Below are 20,521 nucleotides of genomic sequence, written 5' to 3'. Positions count from 1 at the left end.
TAAGCCCATGGATTTATTCTTTAGAATTAAAGATCAAGGATAAGTTTAGCTGGTTCTTCTAACAATTCTTTGATTGTTACAAGGAAACCTACTGCTTCTTTACCATCAATTAAACGGTGGTCATAAGAAAGCGCTAAATACATCATTGGTAAGATTTCAACTTGACCATTTACCGCCATTGGACGCTCTTGGATTTTATGCATACCCAAAATTGCAGTTTGTGGCGTATTTAAAATTGGTGTTGAAAGCAATGAACCGAAAGTACCACCATTAGTGATCGTGAATGTACCACCTGTCATATCTTCAATGCCGAGCTTACCATCACGTGCTTTGAATGCGTAATCACGAATACCATTTTCTACTTCAGCATAGTTCATGCGATCAGTATCACGTAATACTGGAACTACTAAACCACGGTCAGAAGATACCGCTACACCGATGTCATAGTAACCGTGATAAACGATATCATCACCATCAATTGAAGCATTTACAGCTGGGTAGCGTTTAAGTGCTTCAGTTGCAGCTTTAACAAAGAATGACATAAAGCCTAAACGAGCACCATGACGCTTTTCAAAAGCATCTTTGTACTGAGCGCGCATGTCCATGATTGGCTTCATGTTGACTTCGTTGAACGTCGTTAACATTGCTGTTTCTTGCGTTGCAGCAAGTAAACGCTCTGCCACACGCTTACGAAGACGTGTCATAGGAACACGTTTTTCAATACGCTCACCTACAGCTACGCTTAATGGTGCAGCAGCAGGAGCAGCAGGTTTAGATTGGTGATTCGCCACATCTTCTTTAGTGATACGGCCACCACGACCTGTACCTGAAACTTCTGATGCATTGATACCAGTTTCAGTTAATGCCTTACGAACAGCTGGAGCTTGGTCTTGAACAGGAGCTTGAGCACGTTCAACAACCGGAGCAGCACCCGCTTCTGTAGCAGCCGCAGCTTGTTCAACTTTCTCTTCAGATTGAACAGCTTGAGTTTGAGAAGCACCAGAAACAGCACCTGCTTCAAATGTAGCAATTACTTCATCAGAAAGAACTGTGTCGCCTTCGCCTTTAATGATATTTGCAATCGTACCATCTGCAGGAGCAACAACTTCAAGTACAACTTTATCCGTTTCGATATCACAGATCACTTCATCACGTGATACCGCTTCACCTGGTTGTTTGTGCCAAGTTGCAATTGTTCCGTCTGCAACTGACTCTGGGAATACCGGTGCTTTAATTTCGGTTGCCATTCTTAAGATTCTCCTGATTATTCTGCTACGATCGCAAGCGCTTCGTTAACGAGTTGTGCTTGTTGTTTTGCATGTAAATATGGTGAGCCACAAGCCGGTGCAGCAGATGCTTCACGTCCTGCATAGCTGATTTGAATTTGTTGACCTGACTTCATAACACCTTCGTATAAACGTGGTGCGATGAATAACCATGCGCCTTGGTTCTTCGGTTCTTCTTGCGCCCAAACAAGCTCTTTCATATTTGGATATTGTGCAAGTACTTCCGCTAAACGTGCTTCTGGATATGGGTACAATTGTTCAACACGAACAATAGCAGTGTTGTTCAATTCATTTTCACGACGTTTTTCAAGTAAATCGTAATAAACCTTACCACCGCAAAGCACTACACGAGTCACATCCAACTTATTAATGTTATCAACTTCATCAATCACAGTTTGGAAAGTTCCGTTCGCCAATTCATCAAGATTAGATACCGCTAATTTGTGACGTAATAATGACTTTGGAGACATGATAATCATTGGTTTACGAATTGGGCGAATCGCCTGACGACGTAAAGCATGGAAAATCTGTGCAGGAGTTGTAGGCGTCATCACTTGCATGTTTTCTTCAGCACATAGCTGTAAGAAACGCTCTAAACGTGCAGATGAGTGTTCTGGGCCTTGACCTTCAAAACCATGTGGAAGAAGCATCGTTAAACCACAAACGCGCTCCCACTTTGTCTCACCAGAAGCAATGAATTGGTCAATAACAACTTGAGCACAGTTCGCGAAGTCACCAAATTGTGCTTCCCAAATAATTAAGCTCTTAGGTAGAGTTGTTGCATAACCATATTCGAATGCCAATACTGCCATTTCAGACAATAATGAGTCATAAATCGCTGTACGCGGTTGATTTTCTTTAATATGGCAAAGTGGAATATACGTCGAACCGTCTACTTGGTTATGAAGCTTCGCATGACGATGCGAGAATGTACCACGACCAACATCTTCACCAGTTAAACGAACAAGATAACCCTCGTCCAATAACGAAGCATAAGCTAGAGTCTCAGCTGCACCCCAGTTCAATGGCATTTCACCAGTTTGCATTTTAAGACGATCATCGATCACCTTAGAAACTTGACGCTGCATCACGAAGCCTTCAGGAAGCTCACGCATTTTGCGACCAAGTTCTTTTAAACGCTCTTCAGGGAAAGTAGTATCCCAAACGTCAGTGTATTCGTGACCTAAGTATGGCGTCCAGTCAACGAACATTTTTTTATTCGGTTCAAGTACAAGTGCATTCGCAACATGTTTACCTGCTTCTAAATCAGCACGGTAATCTTCGATCATCTGATCTGCAGTCGCACGATCAATTACACCTTCTTGTACTAATTTGTCAGCATATAATGCACGAGTCGTCGTTTTCTTATTAATGACTTGATACATCATTGGCTGAGTTGCTGCTGGCTCATCTGCTTCATTGTGACCGCGACGACGGTAACAGAACATATCGATAACAACGTCTTTACGGAAAGTATGACGGAAATCATGTGCAAGTTGAGCAACAAACAATACGGCTTCAGGATCATCACCATTCACATGGAAGATTGGTGCCTGAATCATTTTCGCGATATCAGTACAGTATTCAGTAGAACGTGCATCACGTGGATCTGATGTTGTAAAACCAACTTGGTTATTGACAACAATATGAACTGTACCACCTACCGTATAACCACGTGTTTGTGACATTTGGAAGGTTTCTTGGTTCACACCTTGACCAGCAAATGCAGCATCACCATGTACGATTACTGGTAATACGTCATCACCACCAATGTCTTTACGACGAACTTGACGAGCACGTACTGAACCTTCAACTACAGGCCCTACGATTTCTAAGTGTGATGGGTTAAATGCCAATGCCAAATGAACTTCGCCACCTGGAGTCATTACGTTTGACGAGAAACCTTGGTGATACTTAACGTCACCAGAACCTTTCTTGTGAAGTGATTTACCTTCAAATTCACCGAAAAGATCTGCTGGGTTTTTACCCATGATATTGACAAGCAAGTTGAGACGACCACGGTGTGGCATACCGATCACAACTTCTTTACATCCCACAGAACCTGCGCGTTGAATAACAGCATCAACCATCGGAATGAAAGATTCACCGCCTTCCACACCAAAGCGCTTAGCACCAACATACTTATTGCCTAAGTATTTCTCTAAGCCTTCAGCTGCAGTTAAACGTTCAAGAACATGTTTCTTTTGTTCTGCTGAAAAACCAAATTGACCTTTCACACCTTCAAGACGTTGTTGAATCCAACGTTTCTCTTTAGTGTCAACAATGTGCATATATTCAACACCAATAGAAGCGCAATACGTCGCCTCCATCGCATTGACCATTTCACCTAAAGTTGCTTCAGTTTTGCCAATTGCAAGATTACCTGTATTGAATACAGTATCTAAGTCAGATTTGGTTAAACCATGAGCCGCTAGATCAAGATCAGGCACTTCTTCTCGTTTTGCCAAACCTAATGGATCTAATTTTGCTTTTTGATGACCGCGGTTACGGTATGCAGCGATTAATTGTAATACGCCAATCTGACGACGCTCGTGCTCAGAACTAACTGAACTTTGAACGACAGGCTGAATACGGTTTGAGTTACGACCCAATAAAAGGAATTGCTCACGTACATTGCTGTGTGGTTGATCCCCTTTTGGGAACTTACCAAAGTATTCTTGCCAATCAGCACCGACTGATTCTGGAGCAACTAAATACTGCTCATAAAGTTCTTCAATATACGCTGCACTGTCAGCGGAAAGTTCAGTGTCAAGACGCAATGCGTCAGCAACTTCTTGCATTTGTGGACCCATTTCCTATTGCAAAACATTACAGGGAGCTTTCTAAGCTCGCCCATGATTGATAATGCCAAATCGGTAAATTGACATTCACCCATCTGGTACAAAAGACCATGGGGCGTATAGCATTAGAGAGTTTCTAATACCAATGACGAATCATAACGCCCTCATTGGCATCATCACTCATCTTTATACTCGATAAAATTACCGAGCAATTTTTGCAAATTGACTTAGAAAAAAATAAAAATATTAGTCTTTTCTAAAGCAACTTTTCAATTTGATTATCCCTGCTTTCAGCTTAACACCAAACCACCAAAATGTTGATTTAATGTACAGATTGAATAATATTCATGCTAAAAATTTTGTTCAAATCCTACCATGAACTTCACTTCAAACTGATTTTATTGACACATACCATTCATAAATTAGCTAAATACAACTATAAACCATTGAGATAATATAAGGTGCATTTAGATAAATTCTATTAAAATTCATAATTATTAGACTAAAGCCTAAAATTATAGATTTAAATACATGCAACTTGGATCATAAAACCGATATCTTAACATTTTAAAAAGATATTTGCAGATGCAAAACGTTTTCATTTATCCCTAAAGTGCATATTTTTTTATGATTGGGGCAAATCTAACCACTTCAACCAAAATATCTCGAAAACTAAATTTAACATCAAGTTTTGATTAAAAAAAAAGCACACCTAAGTGTGCTTTTTTTGGAACAGCATTATCCAGCTTGATCTAACAACATGCTACGAATGTGACCAATCGCTTTTGTTGGATTTAGACCTTTAGGGCATACTGATACACAGTTCATGATACCTTTACAACGGAATAAACTGAAAGGATCGTCTAAACGAGCCAAACGGTCTTGAGTAGCAGTATCACGCGAATCAATAATGAAACGATATGCATTCAACAATGCTGAAGGACCCAAGAATTTATCAGGGTTCCACCAGAATGATGGGCAAGACGTTGAACAACATGCACAAAGAATACATTCATACAAACCATCAAGATGCTCACGCTCTTCTGGAGATTGTAAACGCTCTTTAGGTGGTGCAGGTTGATTATTAATCAAGAACGGTTGAATTTTGTCGTACTGATCATAGAACTGATTCATGTCCACAACCAAGTCTTTGATTACTGGAAGACCTGGTAATGGACGAATAGTAATTACTTCTGGCAAATCGTTTAGGTTCCAAAGACACGCTAAACCATTTTTACCATTGATGTTTACACCATCTGAACCACAAATACCTTCACGACATGAACGACGGAACGTTAAAGTTTCGTCTTGAACTTTCAATGCAAGTAGCGCATCAAGCAACATACGGTGCTTATCAGTCAACTCAAGCTTGAATGTTTGCATGTACGGTGCTTTATCCTTATCAGGATCGTAGCGGTAGATATTAAATGTACGAGTACCTCTACTCATCTTACTTCTCCCAATTAGAATGTACGTGGTTTAGGTGGAATAGCATCAACTGATAAAGGCTTGTAACGTACTGGCTTGTACTCAAGACGGTTATCAGCAGAGAACCATAAAGTATGCTTCATCCACTCATCATCACGACGGCCGTAAGGATATGCTGGATGATCTGGAGATTCTTCAAAATCTACAACAGTATGCGCACCACGACATTCTTTACGTGCAGCAGCAGAGATTAAGGTTGCTTTTGCAACTTCGTATAAGTTTTCCACTTCAAGTGCTTCAATACGCGCAGTATTAAATACTTTTGATTTGTCTTTTAAGTGGATATTACGGATACGAGGCTCAAGTGCAAGAATCTCTTTCACACCTTTTTCAAGAAGTTCAGTTGTACGGAATACACCTGCATGATCTTGAACGATATCGCGAATTGCATCAGCAACTTCTTGCGCATTCTCACCAGAAGTTGACTCATCTAAGCGACGGATACGCTCGACAGTTTGCTGAAGCACAGTTGTTGGAAGCGGCGCATATTCATCACCGTGATGCTTAGTCACATAGTCAATGATATGTTCGCCAGCAGCTTTACCAAATACAACTAAGTCAAGCAATGAGTTTGTACCTAAACGGTTAGCACCATGTACAGACACACATGAACATTCGCCAATCGCATAGAAACCTTTCACTGGTTTAGTGAAATTGCGATCCGCAGCATTGGTAGAATAAGTATCGCTGTCTTTGTCGTAATGTGCTTCTAGCGGAGTAGTTTCACGCGATTCAGGAACAACAACTTGACCATGAATGTTAGTTGGAATACCACCCATTTGGTAATGGATTGTTGGTACAACAGGAATTGGCTCTTTTGTGATGTCAACGTTCGCGAACTTCTTACCAATCTCAAATACAGATGGAAGACGTTTCATGATCGTATCAGCACCCAAGTGCGTCATATCAAGAAGGATATAATCACCTTTAGGACCACAACCACGGCCTTCTTTGATCTCTTGGTCCATAGAACGTGATACGAAGTCACGTGGTGCCAAGTCTTTCAAAGTTGGAGCATAACGCTCCATGAACGGTTCGCCGTCTTTGTTACGAAGGATTGCACCTTCACCACGACAACCTTCAGTTAACAATACGCCTGCGCCTGCAACGCCCGTTGGGTGGAATTGCCAGAATTCCATATCTTGTAATGGAATACCTGCACGAGCAGCCATACCAAGACCGTCACCAGTGTTGATATATGCGTTTGTAGATGCGCGGTAAACACGACCAGCACCACCCGTTGCGAACAATGTTGCTTTCGCTTGGAATACTGCAATTTTACCTGTTTCTTGGTCAATTGCTGTAACACCAAGTACATCACCTGCTTCATTACGGATCAAATCAAGCGCGATCCATTCTACGAAGAATTGTGTACCCATTTTCACGTTGCTTTGATAAAGCGTGTGAAGAAGTGCGTGACCTGTACGGTCGGCAGCAGCACAAGCACGAGGAACAGCTTTTTCACCATAGTTCGCAGAGTGACCACCGAATGGACGTTGGTAAATTGTGCCGTCAGCGTTACGATCAAATGGCATACCTAGATGTTCAAGTTCATATACAACTTGTGGCGCTTCACGAGTCATAAACTCAATTGCGTCTTGGTCACCTAACCAGTCAGAACCTTTTACTGTGTCATAGAAATGGTAGTGCCAGTTATCTTCTTGCATGTTACCAAGAGAAGCACCAATACCACCCTGTGCAGCTACAGTGTGAGAACGCGTTGGGAATACTTTAGTCAATACCGCAACTTTCAAACCAGCTTGAGCAAGTTGGTAAGAAGCACGCATACCAGAACCACCACCACCAACGATGACAGCATCGAAAGTTTCGTGTGGAATATTTGTATAATCTTCTTTAGGGTTTATAGCGCCCATGATTGTTTCCTATCAATTCGCCCAAAAAATCTGGATTGCCCAGATCGCATATGCAAATACAGCAATAATAACTGCTGAAGTCAGTACAAGGCGTAAACCTGATGCTGATGGACCCATTTGACGAGTCGTCACATAGTCAGTGAATACTTGCCACATACCAATCCATGCGTGTGCAACAAGAGATAAGACTGCCAATAAAGATAAAATCTTCATCGGTAATGTCATCATAAAGCCGTACCACTGTTCGAAGTTGAAACCACCATTACAAAGGATCCAACCAAACACCACAACAGTATAAACAGCTAAAACTACAGCACTTACACGCTGGATAAACCAATCGCGAGAACCTGAACCCGTTAAACCAGTAGCACTTTTCATTAGAGTACGATCCATACAAATGATGCAACGATACCAATTGCAGATAAAATTAATGCGATTGTTGCTGCTACACGACCACTTTGTAACTCTTCAGCGATACCCATATCAGCAAGCAAATGCTTGATACCTGCGATGAAGTGGTAGATTAAGCCAGCGACAAATACCCATACGATAAAGCGCACGATAAAGCTATCAAAAATAGCTTGAACTTGTGCAAAGCCCTCAGGAGAAGACAATGATTTGTCTAAGATCCATAAAAGAACTGGTACGAGTAAAAATACGATGACACCTGAAAGACGGTGTAAAATAGATGCAATAGCCACAGGGGATTTTAAGTTTACGTCTAAAACTTGACCCATGGACAAATTGACAGGTCTGTTGCTTTTCACAGCGGGCATCCTGTAGTTAAAAACTCCATCCGGAGTTTGTTGGAATTAATTCGAAGGAAAGCTGGCATTTGTTAGACAAATAAATTGTCTAAACCTTTATACGACACGGAATTATAAAACGTGCAATTTCAAATTACAAACCTACGAAGCAGGCGTCAACCATAAAATATTTTTAAATAAGAATCATTTACATCTACTTTCTTACAGTTAAGTCATCTCTCTATTTAAATACAAACACTAAGCCATTAATATTTATATCAATTTATTTTAATTTAGTGTTACTGAACTCAAATGTTCGTTTTGTCTTAATTAGACTAAAGCACAACTCACTACAAAAATATATTTTTTTAAGAAATATAATATTTATTATATTTTTCAAAAACTTAAAGAAAATTAAATCTCAAATAATTTGTACTTTTAAAACTAATTAGAAAAATGAATATTGCTCACATGGTCATTGTTTTTTTATCTAATTGAATTGAGTAATTTCAAATGTAAAAAAGGATAAAAATCATATGCACTTATAAATTAATTACAAAATAAACTTCATTTTCTAATGTTGAGCTCACCACTTAAAATGTAATGAAACATTATAAATTAGACACTTTTTAATCAATTAGTAAATAAAGTGAAAAAAAATATTTCATTGTCATTTTTGGTGTATTTATTCAGTCTATCATCTTAAAAAAACTGACAAATTCTATAAACAATCGCTTTTCACAACCTTTAACATATTGATAAAAGGTATTAATAATCAAGCATTACTTGGTTTAAATCATCAAAATATGCACGTTTTTGTCTTTTTTTTTATGCCACTACCGTTGAAATTGTCTTATTATACGGCGGCGCTAGTGAAAAGCAGATAAATTCCTACTGATTAACTGAGTTTAGAACCAGTCACTTTAGGTCGTCATTTTTATCCATAAGTATAATTGACAATTTTTGACTACTCACTAAGCTTAGAGCAAATTTTGAAACCGTCTAACTCACGGATTACAACAGATTATTTCGGGTTAGATAAAACATTCACCAGGACAGGAGATCTATTGAATGTCTGAAGCAACTGGCAAAAAAGCCGTATTACAGCTTGATGGCAAAGAAATTGAATTACCAATTTACAGCGGCACATTGGGCCCAGATGTAATCGACGTTAAAGATGTATTGGCCGCAGGTCACTTCACTTTTGATCCTGGTTTTATGGCTACAGCGTCTTGCGAGTCTAAAATCACATTTATCGATGGTAATAAAGGTGTTCTATTACACCGTGGTTATCCAATCGACCAACTAGCTACTAAAGCTGATTATTTAGAAACTTGCTACTTATTATTAAATGGTGAGCTTCCTACAGCTGAGCAAAAAGAAGAGTTTGACGCTAAAGTTCGTAACCACACCATGGTTCACGATCAAGTTAGCCGCTTCTATAACGGTTTCCGCCGTGATGCACACCCTATGGCGATTATGGTTGGTGTTGTTGGTGCGTTATCAGCGTTCTATCACAACAACCTTGATATCGAAAATGTTGATCACCGTGAAATTACTGCGATCCGTTTGATTGCTAAAATTCCTACCCTTGCTGCGTGGAGCTACAAGTATACTGTTGGTCAACCATTCGTTTACCCACGTAATGACTTAAGCTATGCAGAAAACTTCTTGTACATGATGTTTGCTACTCCAGCAGATCGTGATTACAAAGTTAACCCTATTCTTGCAAAAGCAATGGATCGTATCTTCACGCTTCATGCTGACCATGAACAAAATGCTTCTACGTCTACAGTACGTTTAGCTGGTTCTACTGGTGCTAATCCGTATGCATGTATCGCTGCTGGTATCTCTGCACTTTGGGGCCCTGCTCACGGTGGTGCAAACGAAGCTGTTCTTAAGATGCTTGATGAGATCGGCTCTGTAGAAAACGTTGCTGGCTTCATGGAAAAAGTGAAGACTAAAGAAGTTAAACTTATGGGCTTCGGTCACCGTGTTTATAAAAACTTCGATCCACGTGCTAAAGTAATGAAAGAAACTTGTGATGAAGTTCTTGGTGCTTTAGGTATCAATGATCCACAGTTAGCTTTAGCAATGGAATTGGAGCGTATCGCACTTTCTGATGAATACTTCATCAAGCGTAACCTTTATCCAAACGTTGACTTCTATTCAGGTATCATCCTTAAAGCGATTGGTATCCCAACAGAAATGTTCACTGTAATCTTCGCACTTGCACGTACTGTTGGTTGGATCAGCCACTGGTTAGAAATGCACAGCGGCCCATACAAGATTGGACGTCCTCGTCAGCTTTACACTGGCGAAGTTCAACGCGATATCGTTCGTTAATTCGAACTGCGTCGACAATCAAAAAACCACCCTTTGGGTGGTTTTTTATTCTCTGATTAACAACAAAATATTGTTTTCAGCCCTGATGAAATAGAAACCTCGTATATCTAGAATATCTACAATCAAAAAAGCCTGATTAAATCAGGCTTTTTTGATCATTATTGTGAATAATGATCCAAGTTTAATGAGCTTAACTGCTGTTTTAATTTTGCAAGAGACCATGGCCATGCTGCAAAGTTACGACCATTTTCATCCAAATAGTAACTCTTACAGCCCCCTGCATTAAATACAGTAGTTTTAAGATGCTTTTGAACCAATTGATTATGTCGCTTAACAACGTCGTCTTTAATCACAAGCTTGTTAATATTTTGCTTTTTGATCTTTAGTAGACCATCAAGAATATAATCTAATTGAGCTTCAGCAATACCAATAAATGAGTCATAAACCAGAATATTTGGTCCTAACACCAAAAATGCATTTGGTACATTGGTAATACTTGCACCTAAATAAGCTTCTGGTGAACTATTTTTCCAGCGATCCGCTAAGAGCTTCCCATCCATATCATAAATGCGCTTACCAATTGGCGGATGCGATACCTCAAAACCCGTACCCCAAATGATGACATCCACTTCATGACGCTCACCATTGGCCGCAACAACCATATTCCCATCAATCTCAACCAACCCCTCATTGATTAGTTTCACATTATCTTGTTGCAATGCTGGATAGTAATTGTTGGCAAATAAAAGACGTTTACAGCCAATATCAAAATTTGGTGTGACTTTTTTTCTTAATTCATCATCTTGAATTTGCAACTTCAATAATTGTTTGCTTAAGAAATTCACAGGCTTCAGCACTTTCGGATTACGCAAACCAAAGTTAATGCCATTTAAAATTTGGGCAATACTGCTCCGCCAAGTGGATTGAATAACGGGAAATTTCTGGATCAGTGATTTCGCTTGATCATTCAAATTCATATCAGCTTTTGGCAACACCCAAGGTGCTGTACGCTGAAACACATAGAGTTCTTTCGCTAATGGCTGAACCTGAGGAATAAATTGAATCGCTGAAGCACCTGTACCAATAACAGCAATACGTTTACCTTTCAGATCGTACTCATGATTCCATCTTGCAGAGTGAAACATTTCCCCCTTGAAACTTTCTATGCCTTTAATTTTTGGAAATGATGGTTCAGTAATCGGTCCCGTTGTAAAGATTACCGTTTTTGCCAGATACTTTCCTTGAGAGGTTTCTAACGACCACTGCGCCTTCTCGTTATCCCAACGTGCTGTTTTTAATTCATGATTAAATTGGATTTTTTCAGTCAGTTGATGCTTCTCAACCACTTCCTCAAGATAACTTAAGATTTCTGGCTGCTTGGCAAACAAATGACTCCATTTGTGACTTGGCGAAAAGGAAAAAGAATATAAGGCTGAAGGAACATCACATCCACATCCTGGATAATTATTATCGCGCCATGTACCACCAACTCGGTTCGCTTTTTCCAGCACAATGTAGTCGCGATATCCTGCCTGATTCATTTTATATGCCGCAGCGATACCGGAAATACCTGCACCAACAACAATCGTGTCATACACCTTTTGTGATTGTTCAACTTTAAGTTCTTTATCTGCGTTATTTTTTTTCTTTACTTTTACTTCTGCTTTTTCAGATTGATCAGCAGTTTGAATTTTTAAATCTGCATTGCTCTCTAATTCGTTATCGAGTGTCATTCTTTTATCTCTCTATTATTTTACAAAACGCTTAAACCATGGATAACCTACACCTAACATTTTGGTATATAAGGTCGGTGAAGCACGCTTCATCAACCAAAATAATTTCGCGTCTGGTTGTGGAATCGTATAAAGAATGCCTTTATCTAAATTGTTTAAGGTTTTTTGTGCAACTTGATCGCTTGTGACAAATGCATGATTCTGCAATAAATCATCCGCTAAACCCGAGTAATTGGAAGGTAATCGCCCATTCTTCATAATATTAGTAGGTACTAAAGTTGGGCAAAGCACATTCACACGGATATTATCTTGATGTAGTTCTGCAGATAACGTTTCAGATAATGCAAGTACACTAGATTTCGTCACGTTATAAGCTGTCATTTCAGGTGCAGCTGTAAATCCTGCTGCTGAAGCAACATTAATAATTGCCCCATAACCTTGTTGTTTAAACTTCGGTACAAAAAAGTGGCAACCATGAATCACGCCCCATAAGTTGACATGCATACACCATTGCCAATCTTCTAGTGTTATCTCATCAAACTTACCACCTAACCCCACGCCAGCATTATTAATAACAAGTGTCACAGGATGATTAAAAAGGTTTTCTGCTTGATTCGCCAATCGCTCAACATCTTCCTTTTTTCCCACATCGCAGGATTCAGCAAATGCTTTTTGCCCTGTGGTCTGAGAAATCAGCTGAACAGTTTCTTCAGCTGCAGCTAAATTAATATCAGCACACACCACTTGACCACCACGTTTTGCAATTTCCAATGCAAAACTGCGTCCAATACCACTTCCAGCACCCGTTACCACAGCATAAGCCTGATGGCTCGGTTTAATTTTCTTCTTAAAAAAAAGCATGAACTATCCTTATTCTTATACCTTTAAAGCAGGCATGAATTCCTTCGTAAAGTATGGTGTTAAAATACCATCCACTGGATTTAATAAACGTTCTTTGTAGTACTCTAAAAACGCTGATGTATCATGATCATTCGGATGGAAGTCTGGTTTGAGATATTCGAAAATATGTTTGATCGAACTGCCATAAACACCATCTTTTAGACCAAAAATCAAACCTACACTTCGGTACATATCTTTGTAGTAACTTAAACTGATTAGATTTGATGGCTTACGATAAAATGGCACAATTAAGGATGCAGCAGAAATCAGCACTAAAATCGTAATAAGCGCTGGGAAAAAGCCTGCTATTCTTAAAGCATAGTTACTCGAAAGAAGTTGGAACACATCATATGCAATATCTTTATGCTCTGATTCCTCAAGCATATGCCACATCCAAATTGCGCGTTGTTTCTCATCTTGAGATTCAAAGAAAATATGCTCATGATTCATCATGTATTCAGCAAGCACTGCGGTAAAATGCTCAATCCCAGCCATAAGCGATAATTTCATTGGCTGAGGCAACCGATTAAAACCATATTCAAAAACGTGATGCGCCAGAAATCTAAACAATTTGACAGGCAAATCTGCCTTTAAAAAAGCGTCATTTAATTCTTCATGAAGTTTAGAATGTAAAGCCTCTTGCCCAATCAGCGCTGTCACTCTTTGCTTGAGTAATGGATCTTGAATAAAGTCACGATGATAACGTGCCGTATCAATAACGAGATCCTCACCATAGGTTAAAAAAATTGAAAGTGAGGCAAAGTAAGCACTTGCTAATTCCGCATTCAAATAAAATTTTGGATCAATCTTTTGATGATCAAAATCAAATTTCATATGACGAATTGGAATAGCTTTTGATTGATTCTCAGGATCAAATTTAGAACCGTTTAGAAATTTAGAAATTTTTTTTAGTGGCTGAGTTAATAACATGGCGAACCTTCTCTTTTATCTCAGTGAATAAATTCAAATAATGTGAATTCTTCGACGTTTCTAAAAAATTAAGATAAAAAGACGAAATAGCCATTTGCATAATAAATCTTTAGAGATGGCATAATTGCTCATTCATCAAGATTGTCTAACAAAATTATTAAGTTTTAATCAGTAAATACCATTTCATTATCATTAAAGGTCAACACCATTTTTAACAAGTAATGATTCCAAATAGTGATATTTTGAATGTCACATAAACTTTAAGTAGATTAAGAAATAAGTATGATGTTGTGGATGCCACTTATTTTAAAATGGATAAAATTTGACGCTTTTAGATGTAGATCACTCACCCAAGGTGAAATCACGTTGAGCCAAAGTGTCTTTGGTGATCTTATAGATTATGACAGTGTGAAAATCATGAATCATCCGTTTCTACCGTGGCAACCCTCAGCGGTATTTATGGCACCAAAGGGCTATTTGCATATTCGTAACAAACATTTCAAAACTGACTATTCGAAAGAAAATAAAATCTATCAAGGAATTTTCATTCACGAGATGACTCATATTTTACAACACCAACAAGGACAAAATGTTTTGCTCAAAGGCGCTTTTCTGCAAAGTGCGTATTTTATTTCCTTCAAAAAGTATAATCCTTATGCCTATAAATTTGACCCTAAAAAAAATTTCAATGAATACAACATTGAACAACAAGGCGAAATAGCTAGAGATATATTTTTGAAAAAGATTCCGAATATTATTTTGAATCAATAAAAACTGTAAAATTAAAAGAATATTTTTTATTCAAGCTATTGATTTGTGAATCAGAAACACCATATCAGCTTTGACATCTGATTTACTGTGTCGCAAATCCATTACGATTTAATTTTTTATGTACAAACAATGGCAAAAGCTAGTATCTACTTTTATTTTAGATAGAATACATATGAATCGTAGTTTTTGCTGTGCAAGAAATAAGATCTTTTATCATGTTTTAATGATGTAAATTTGAGCCATTTGGCAGTTATGTAATATCACATACACACAGCTGAATAATTACTCCAATAAAATCAGCACGTGCTGTATATAAACCTATAGGATAGGACTTGGTTTAAATGAATAGTTTTAAAGTTTCTCTTGCTCAATTCTCTCCATTTGTCGGCAATTTAGAAGCCAATGTTCATCGAATGATTGGACTCGCTAACGAAGCCAAACAGCAAAATGCCAATATCATAGTGTTTCCTGAACTTTCGACCATTGGTTATCCTGCAGAGGATCTCCTACTTCGTCCAAGCCTAAGCAAACGTACAGCATCAGCTTTCGAAAAACTGGCTGAAGTGAAAGACATTGTGATGGTATTTGGTTTTGTTAATCAAGCTGATTCGGGTGCACGCTATAACTCTGCAGCCGTTATGAAAGATGGGCAAGTATTAGGTATTTATAACAAGCAAAATTTACCAAATTATAGTGTTTTTGATGAAAAGAGATATTTCGCTGAGGGTCATCAACACCTTGTATTTGAGTATTTAGGACATAAATTCGGTGTATTAATTTGCGAAGATGTCTGGACACTTGAGAGTGTTCAACAACTTGCCAAACTGAATGTTGAAACTGTTCTTGTGTTAAATGCCTCACCATACGAAGTTGGAAAGCCTCAACACCGTGTTGTTACGCTTAAAGAGTTAGCTAAACAATTGAATCTCAATCTTGTTTATGTCAACCAAGTAGGCGGGCAAGATGATCTCATTTTCGACGGAACAAGTTTCGTTGTGAATGCAAATGGTGAAGTTGTACTTGAAGCACCAAGCTTTAAAGAAGACCTTTTTCATGTTGAATATGAAGCAGAACTTAAATCTTTTAAAGCCGCTACCAAAGCACCTGCATTAGATACGATTGCAGAAATTTACCAAGCTTTGGTTTTGGCAACACGAGATTATGTACAACGCTCAGGTTTCCCTGGTGTCATTCTTGGTCTCTCTGGTGGTATCGACTCAGCACTCACCCTTGCAATCGCTGTCGATGCTATTGGAGCAGATAAAGTTCAAGCTGTTATGATGCCTTACACATATACCTCTCAAATCAGTGTTGAAGACGCGACTGAGCAGGCAAAACGTATGGGAGTCACTTTTGGTATTGCGGAAATTCACCCAATCGTCAACAGCTTTATGCAGACATTACACCCATTCTTCGGCAATTCTCCTGCTGATGCAACTGAGGAAAATTTACAAGCTCGCGCACGCGGCACCTTATTAATGGGTCTGTCGAATAAATTTGGTAATCTTGTTTTATCTACAGGTAACAAATCTGAATTATCTGTTGGTTACTGCACACTGTACGGTGATATGGTCGGTGGTTTTGCTGTACTTAAAGATGTTTATAAAACGATTGTATTTGAGTTAGCGAAATACCGTAATAGTTTGGAAGATACGCCTGTAATCCCTGAACGTGTGATTACTCGCCCACCTTCTGCTGAATTACGACCTGATCAAAAAGATCAAGACTCATTACCACCTTACGATGTTCTTGATGCAATTTTATATGCATATATTGAAGAAGATCAGAGTCTTGAAGATATTATTTCTAAAGGTTTTGATCGAGATATCGTGACTAAAGTCATTGGATTGGTTGATCGCAACGAATATAAGCGCCGTCAGGGTGCAATTGGTCCACGTATATCCTCTCGTGCGTTTAGCCGCGAACGCCGCTATCCAATCGTAAATGGATGGAAAGCAGGTGTCTAACTCGACACAACTCAATCAATTTGCTCAAGCACTTATGCTTGAGCAAATTCGGTTTACGCAACAGTATTTATTAAATGCTGAATCTAATGCTGTACTAGACACGTTTGTTTCACAGGCTTATGCTCAGTTCAATCGAATCAAACTAAAAGACATTGTAAATCTTGAACAACTTCATGCTGTTGTTTCAAAATATGCTTTTGAATTAAATCTTGGACCTGATTTACTAGAGTTTATTGGCGCAGTTGCACAACGTATTTACCTTCATTTAAAGGATTCAAATGCTTTAATCGGAGATTTAATTTCTGACCATGATTTTGGGCTATGGCTAAATAAAATTCTTGAATTAGATCAAGTACGTTATGGTTTAAAACAACAAATTTTAAGTAATGAGAAGGCACATGCAGTAAGTCTTCAATTAGCAAATCAAATTTTAGAAAAATATACACCTTGGCTGGATAGGCTTCGAAAAAATAAAGTTCAAAATAATACGATCAAATCAAAGATTTTTAATTTTCTCCAAGATCAGCAACAAACATTAGAGTTAAAACTAGAATCCCAACTTGCAAATGCAATATTGGTTCAATTAGGCGAAATTATCACACTGCCTCAAAATGAACTTTATGAAATCATTCAACATATTTGGTCAGATCTCCAATTTCAAAAAATTTCAGCTCAGCTTGAGCAGATTGAAGCCATTGATGTCGAAGATTTTTTTATTCTGGTCTATGAAACCTGGAGAAATTTACGCCAATCCGCTGAGATTCAGTCCATCATTTTAGAAGTGGTTGATGAGTTCTATGAATATTTTGGTGATTACAGTTTACAAGCTTTACTTACGGCTGTTGGACTAACTCAAGAAGATTTAGTGATCGAAGCCCATCGTTTTGCACCTCAACTTATCAGCATGTTAAATGATTTTGGCGTTCTAGAACAATTAATTCAAAGTTTGATTCAGCCTTTTTATCAAGCACAATCTACACTTGACCTTATCTCAGGACATTTTGAGAAATAAAAAAAAGACCATGCGGTGAGCATGGTCTATAAAAATGGTGGCTATGACGGGACTTGAACCTGTGACCCCCGCATTATGAGTGCGGTGCTCTAACCAACTGAGCTACATAGCCGTAAACTGTGTGCGCATTATCTTAAGTTATCGTTGTATCGTCAAGCATACGAAAGCACTAATGATCACCCTTTATACAAATAAACCTTATTTGAACAAAATTAATCCATAATTATATGATTTTATTGTAATAGTAAGGTTTCAATAACATCAAAATCATGCTCAATCCTCAATATTTTATTCTCATATGCTGTTTAATCCTTGTGAGCGGATGCCAAACGATTCATCCCATATTTGTGAATTATCACGGTGTACGCATGGATGTCGCTCAATGGATCAATGCTCAAAATTTTATAACCATGCAACAAAAACGAACTCTAGTTCAATTAAGCCGTGCTCAACAAAAGCTCGTGCATATTGATGTCATTCCTGAAGATCATAAACTTGCCGTGAGTAAAGAGAATGCGGTTGCTCTTCATTGTGCACAGCTTTATTTGTGTGAGCAAAAAATTGAAAGCTTGCAAAATATTGTGTTTTCAAATGTAAATCAGACAGCCGTTTTAGCACAATTTGAACAAGAGTTTCCAAAAATTAAGCTAGATTCTCAGCTTATTCAGTGCCAATGAGAACTCAAGATTTCACACATAAAAAAAGACCACACTAGTGAGTGTGGTCTATAAAAATGGTGGCTATGACGGGACTTGAACCTGTGACCCCCGCATTATGAGTGCGGTGCTCTAACCAACTGAGCTACATAGCCGTAAACTGTGGGCGCATTATCTACTTGATTGATGTATCCGTCAAGTAATATCGGCACTGTTTGATCAAAATTTGTTGAAGTGAGCCGATAAGCCGGGTTCTGTCTAGAACGATCATTCCTCTAGGCATACAATCACTCATATGCTCAAGCGACCTACCCGAATCCAGTATGGGCCATACCTTAAGGATTCCTATTTGGTCTTGCTTCAGGTGGGGTTTACCATGCCATGAACTGTTACCAGTCATGCGGTGCGCTCTTACCGCACCCTTTCACCCTTACCATTTTCTAGGCTAAACCGAAGTTTAGTTGCAAAATGGCGGTCTACTCTCTGCTGCACTTTCCGTAGGCTTACGCCTCCCAGGCGTTACCTGGCACCTTGCCCGATGAAGCCCGGACTTTCCTCCCCTGCATTAGTCACAAAGACCTTCACAGCAGCGATCGTCTGGCTCACTTCAAGTGGCGCATCTTAACAAACTTTGAGATCAATTGCTCGTGCTTTTTTGAGCAATTAGTTTTTTATACTTTTCCAGCAATTCAACCTCAGATTCCACATGATTAGGATCTTTAGGAATACAGTCTACTGGGCAGAATAATGAACACTGGGGTTGGTCATGATGACCAACACATTCAGTACATAGGTTCGGATCAATTTCATAGATCAGTTCACCCATATAAATCGCTTCATTTGGGCATACAGGCTCACAAACGTCACAATTGATGCACTCATCCGTAATAATTAAAGACACTCTACCAACCTTGCTGATGCTTACGTTCAAATGCCTCAACAACTGCTTTTGGCACAAATTTCGTCACATCACCTTTCAAACGTGCAATTTCACGAACTAACGTGGATGAAATAAACGAGTATTGCTCTGACGGCGTTAAAAATACAGCTTCAAAATTTGAATCTAATTGACGATTCATATTTGCAAGTTGAAACTCATATTCAAAGTCAGATACGGCTCTTAAACCTCTGAGTACAGCTGTTGCCTTTTGCTCTTGAAAAAAATTCACCAACAAACCATCAAAACCAACAAATTCTACGTTATCTAAATGGCTTAATGATGATTTTGCAAGCGCAACTCGCTCATCTAAACTAAACACTGGATTTTTGTGATGACCAATTGCAATCGCAACTACAACTTCATCAAACATTTTTGCAGCACGAGAGACAAGATCAATATGACCATTGGTAATAGGATCGAATGTTCCCGGATAGATGACACGAGTTTTAGACATCCATTTATACTCTAAGATTATTATGTAGGCGCATAGTTTAACAAAAACTCAATTCACACGCACACTTGTTGACAGTGAAATGACTTCACCTCAAGCCAAGTTTGAGGCAAAATAGGCCTAATCTTGGAATATTTGTATTATGTCGAAATCGATTGTAGTTAAAAAAAATAATAGTGGCACTATTGCGCTAAATAAACGTGCACGTCACGATTATTTTATTGAGGAAAAATTTGAAGCTGGTTTAGCGTTACAAGGTTGGGAAGTAAAATCTCTTCGCGCTGGACGCATGAGTATCACGGAAAGCTATATTATTTTCAAAAATAATGAAGCTTATTTATTTGGTGCTCAAATTCAACCTCTTCTTTCTGCTTCAACTCATATCGTTCCCGAAGCAACACGTACTCGTAAGCTACTTCTTTCACGTCGTGAACTCGAGAAACTCCAAGGGGCGATCAATCAAAAAGGTTACACATGTGTACCTTTGGCGTGCTATTGGAAAGGTCGTTTAGTCAAACTCGAAATTGCGCTTGTTAAAGGTAAACAGTTACACGACAAACGTGCCACTGAAAAAGACCGCGATTGGCAGCGTGATAAAGCAAGAATTTTTCATAAATAAA

17 protein-coding genes, 2 tRNA genes and 1 other RNA gene are annotated in these 20,521 nt (G+C 38.7%); 6 read left to right on the top strand and 14 right to left on the bottom strand.

The window, feature by feature from the left end; genetic code table 11:
• Nucleotides 1-26: 26 nt before the first annotated feature.
• The 6 genes from odhB to sdhC form a co-directional block, all read right to left on the bottom strand.
• Entirely contained in the window at nt 27-1,247 is a 1,221-nt protein-coding gene (gene odhB, locus AC1M9M_RS05950) for a 2-oxoglutarate dehydrogenase complex dihydrolipoyllysine-residue succinyltransferase (protein WP_035268505.1), read from the bottom strand.
• A 17-nt stretch (nt 1,248-1,264) separates the two neighbouring features.
• Nucleotides 1,265-4,087 (bottom strand): 2-oxoglutarate dehydrogenase E1 component, encoded by a 2,823-nt coding sequence (locus AC1M9M_RS05945; RefSeq protein WP_035268518.1) that lies wholly within the window; start codon nt 4,085-4,087, stop codon nt 1,265-1,267.
• A 738-nt stretch (nt 4,088-4,825) separates the two neighbouring features.
• Complete coding sequence (locus AC1M9M_RS05940; RefSeq protein ID WP_035268507.1) at nt 4,826-5,536, bottom strand: succinate dehydrogenase iron-sulfur subunit; 711 nt, start codon at nt 5,534-5,536, stop codon at nt 4,826-4,828.
• A 14-nt stretch (nt 5,537-5,550) separates the two neighbouring features.
• Nucleotides 5,551-7,449, bottom strand: a complete 1,899-nt coding sequence (gene sdhA / locus AC1M9M_RS05935) for a succinate dehydrogenase flavoprotein subunit (RefSeq protein ID WP_035268510.1) — start codon at nt 7,447-7,449, stop codon at nt 5,551-5,553.
• Nucleotides 7,450-7,461: 12 nt separating this feature from the next.
• Nucleotides 7,462-7,827: a succinate dehydrogenase, hydrophobic membrane anchor protein gene (gene sdhD / locus AC1M9M_RS05930; RefSeq protein WP_035268511.1), complete on the bottom strand. Its 366-nt coding sequence runs from the start codon at nt 7,825-7,827 to the stop codon at nt 7,462-7,464.
• Entirely contained in the window at nt 7,827-8,225 is a 399-nt protein-coding gene (gene sdhC, locus AC1M9M_RS05925) for a succinate dehydrogenase, cytochrome b556 subunit (RefSeq protein ID WP_179997761.1), read from the bottom strand. The genes sdhD and sdhC overlap by 1 nt, the downstream gene beginning before the upstream one ends.
• A 1,041-nt stretch (nt 8,226-9,266) precedes the next feature.
• Here sdhC and gltA point away from each other — a divergent pair.
• The gene (gene gltA, locus AC1M9M_RS05920; protein ID WP_035269948.1) at nt 9,267-10,541 is read left to right on the top strand and encodes a citrate synthase; all 1,275 of its coding nucleotides are present in this window, start codon (nt 9,267-9,269) and stop codon (nt 10,539-10,541) included.
• Nucleotides 10,542-10,699: 158 nt separating this feature from the next.
• Here the strand turns inward: gltA and AC1M9M_RS05915 are convergent, their stop codons facing one another.
• Genes AC1M9M_RS05915 through AC1M9M_RS05905 form a run of 3 tightly spaced genes read right to left on the bottom strand, consistent with a single transcriptional unit; the run spans nt 10,700 to nt 14,104 of the window.
• Nucleotides 10,700-12,274 carry a flavin-containing monooxygenase gene (locus tag AC1M9M_RS05915; protein WP_481595853.1) on the bottom strand — a complete coding sequence of 525 codons (1,575 nt, stop codon included), beginning with the start codon at nt 12,272-12,274 and terminating at the stop codon, nt 10,700-10,702.
• Between the two features lie 15 nt (nt 12,275-12,289).
• Nucleotides 12,290-13,135 carry an SDR family NAD(P)-dependent oxidoreductase gene (locus AC1M9M_RS05910; protein WP_035269936.1) on the bottom strand — a complete coding sequence of 282 codons (846 nt, stop codon included), beginning with the start codon at nt 13,133-13,135 and terminating at the stop codon, nt 12,290-12,292.
• A gap of 15 nt (nt 13,136-13,150) precedes the next feature.
• A complete protein-coding gene (locus tag AC1M9M_RS05905) occupies nt 13,151-14,104 on the bottom strand; it encodes a metal-dependent hydrolase (RefSeq protein ID WP_092766832.1) in 954 nt (317 codons plus the stop codon).
• 282 nt (nt 14,105-14,386) lie between these two features.
• Between AC1M9M_RS05905 and AC1M9M_RS05900 the strand changes: the two genes are divergently transcribed.
• From AC1M9M_RS05900 to AC1M9M_RS05890, 3 genes are all read left to right on the top strand, one after another.
• Nucleotides 14,387-14,875: a hypothetical protein gene (locus AC1M9M_RS05900; RefSeq protein ID WP_481595852.1), complete on the top strand. Its 489-nt coding sequence runs from the start codon at nt 14,387-14,389 to the stop codon at nt 14,873-14,875.
• Nucleotides 14,876-15,216: 341 nt separating this feature from the next.
• Complete coding sequence (locus AC1M9M_RS05895) at nt 15,217-16,842, top strand: NAD+ synthase (RefSeq protein ID WP_481588917.1); 1,626 nt, start codon at nt 15,217-15,219, stop codon at nt 16,840-16,842.
• Nucleotides 16,835-17,854 (top strand): hypothetical protein, encoded by a 1,020-nt coding sequence (locus AC1M9M_RS05890; RefSeq protein ID WP_481595851.1) that lies wholly within the window; start codon nt 16,835-16,837, stop codon nt 17,852-17,854. The genes AC1M9M_RS05895 and AC1M9M_RS05890 overlap by 8 nt, the downstream gene beginning before the upstream one ends.
• Nucleotides 17,855-17,889: 35 nt before the next feature.
• Here the strand turns inward: AC1M9M_RS05890 and AC1M9M_RS05885 are convergent.
• Nucleotides 17,890-17,966: transfer RNA gene (locus AC1M9M_RS05885), tRNA-Met, on the bottom strand.
• A 202-nt stretch (nt 17,967-18,168) separates the two neighbouring features.
• Here AC1M9M_RS05885 and AC1M9M_RS05880 point away from each other — a divergent pair.
• Entirely contained in the window at nt 18,169-18,531 is a 363-nt protein-coding gene (locus AC1M9M_RS05880) for a hypothetical protein (RefSeq protein WP_481595850.1), read from the top strand.
• A gap of 57 nt (nt 18,532-18,588) precedes the next feature.
• Here the strand turns inward: AC1M9M_RS05880 and AC1M9M_RS05875 are convergent.
• From AC1M9M_RS05875 to coaD, 4 genes are all read right to left on the bottom strand, one after another.
• Nucleotides 18,589-18,665: transfer RNA gene (locus AC1M9M_RS05875), tRNA-Met, on the bottom strand.
• Between the two features lie 72 nt (nt 18,666-18,737).
• An RNA gene (gene rnpB, locus AC1M9M_RS05870) (RNase P RNA component class A) lies at nt 18,738-19,119 on the bottom strand.
• A gap of 28 nt (nt 19,120-19,147) precedes the next feature.
• Entirely contained in the window at nt 19,148-19,411 is a 264-nt protein-coding gene (locus AC1M9M_RS05865; protein ID WP_092766836.1) for a YfhL family 4Fe-4S dicluster ferredoxin, read from the bottom strand.
• Nucleotide 19,412: 1 nt separating this feature from the next.
• Nucleotides 19,413-19,904 carry a pantetheine-phosphate adenylyltransferase gene (coaD, locus tag AC1M9M_RS05860; RefSeq protein WP_035269911.1) on the bottom strand — a complete coding sequence of 164 codons (492 nt, stop codon included), beginning with the start codon at nt 19,902-19,904 and terminating at the stop codon, nt 19,413-19,415.
• A 139-nt stretch (nt 19,905-20,043) separates the two neighbouring features.
• On the opposite strand from coaD, the gene smpB reads away from it, so the two are divergent.
• Nucleotides 20,044-20,520 (top strand): SsrA-binding protein SmpB, encoded by a 477-nt coding sequence (gene smpB, locus AC1M9M_RS05855; RefSeq protein WP_035269908.1) that lies wholly within the window; start codon nt 20,044-20,046, stop codon nt 20,518-20,520.
• Nucleotide 20,521: the final 1 nt, after the last annotated feature.

It is taken from the genome of Acinetobacter sp. ANC_7503 (assembly GCF_056780035.1).
Note: the sequence above shows the minus strand (reverse complement) of the source record. Positions and strands in the feature narration are given on the sequence as shown.

Excerpts from the sequence above, each read along its gene's own strand:
- odhB (WP_035268505.1), bottom strand. The coding sequence starts at position 1,247 with ATGGCAACCGAAATTAAAGCACCGGTATTCCCAGAGTCAGTTGCAGAC.
- gltA (WP_035269948.1), top strand. The coding sequence starts at position 9,267 with ATGTCTGAAGCAACTGGCAAAAAAGCCGTATTACAGCTTGATGGCAAA.
- AC1M9M_RS05915 (WP_481595853.1), bottom strand. The coding sequence starts at position 12,274 with ATGACACTCGATAACGAATTAGAGAGCAATGCAGATTTAAAAATTCAA.
- AC1M9M_RS05940 (WP_035268507.1), bottom strand. The coding sequence starts at position 5,536 with ATGAGTAGAGGTACTCGTACATTTAATATCTACCGCTACGATCCTGAT.
- sdhA (WP_035268510.1), bottom strand. The coding sequence starts at position 7,449 with ATGGGCGCTATAAACCCTAAAGAAGATTATACAAATATTCCACACGAA.
- smpB (WP_035269908.1), top strand. The coding sequence starts at position 20,044 with ATGTCGAAATCGATTGTAGTTAAAAAAAATAATAGTGGCACTATTGCG.
- sdhC (WP_179997761.1), bottom strand. The coding sequence starts at position 8,225 with ATGCCCGCTGTGAAAAGCAACAGACCTGTCAATTTGTCCATGGGTCAA.
- AC1M9M_RS05900 (WP_481595852.1), top strand. The coding sequence starts at position 14,387 with ATGATGTTGTGGATGCCACTTATTTTAAAATGGATAAAATTTGACGCT.
- sdhD (WP_035268511.1), bottom strand. The coding sequence starts at position 7,827 with ATGAAAAGTGCTACTGGTTTAACGGGTTCAGGTTCTCGCGATTGGTTT.
- coaD (WP_035269911.1), bottom strand. The coding sequence starts at position 19,904 with ATGTCTAAAACTCGTGTCATCTATCCGGGAACATTCGATCCTATTACC.
- AC1M9M_RS05910 (WP_035269936.1), bottom strand. The coding sequence starts at position 13,135 with ATGCTTTTTTTTAAGAAGAAAATTAAACCGAGCCATCAGGCTTATGCT.
- AC1M9M_RS05905 (WP_092766832.1), bottom strand. The coding sequence starts at position 14,104 with ATGTTATTAACTCAGCCACTAAAAAAAATTTCTAAATTTCTAAACGGT.
- AC1M9M_RS05895 (WP_481588917.1), top strand. The coding sequence starts at position 15,217 with ATGAATAGTTTTAAAGTTTCTCTTGCTCAATTCTCTCCATTTGTCGGC.
- AC1M9M_RS05945 (WP_035268518.1), bottom strand. The coding sequence starts at position 4,087 with ATGCAAGAAGTTGCTGACGCATTGCGTCTTGACACTGAACTTTCCGCT.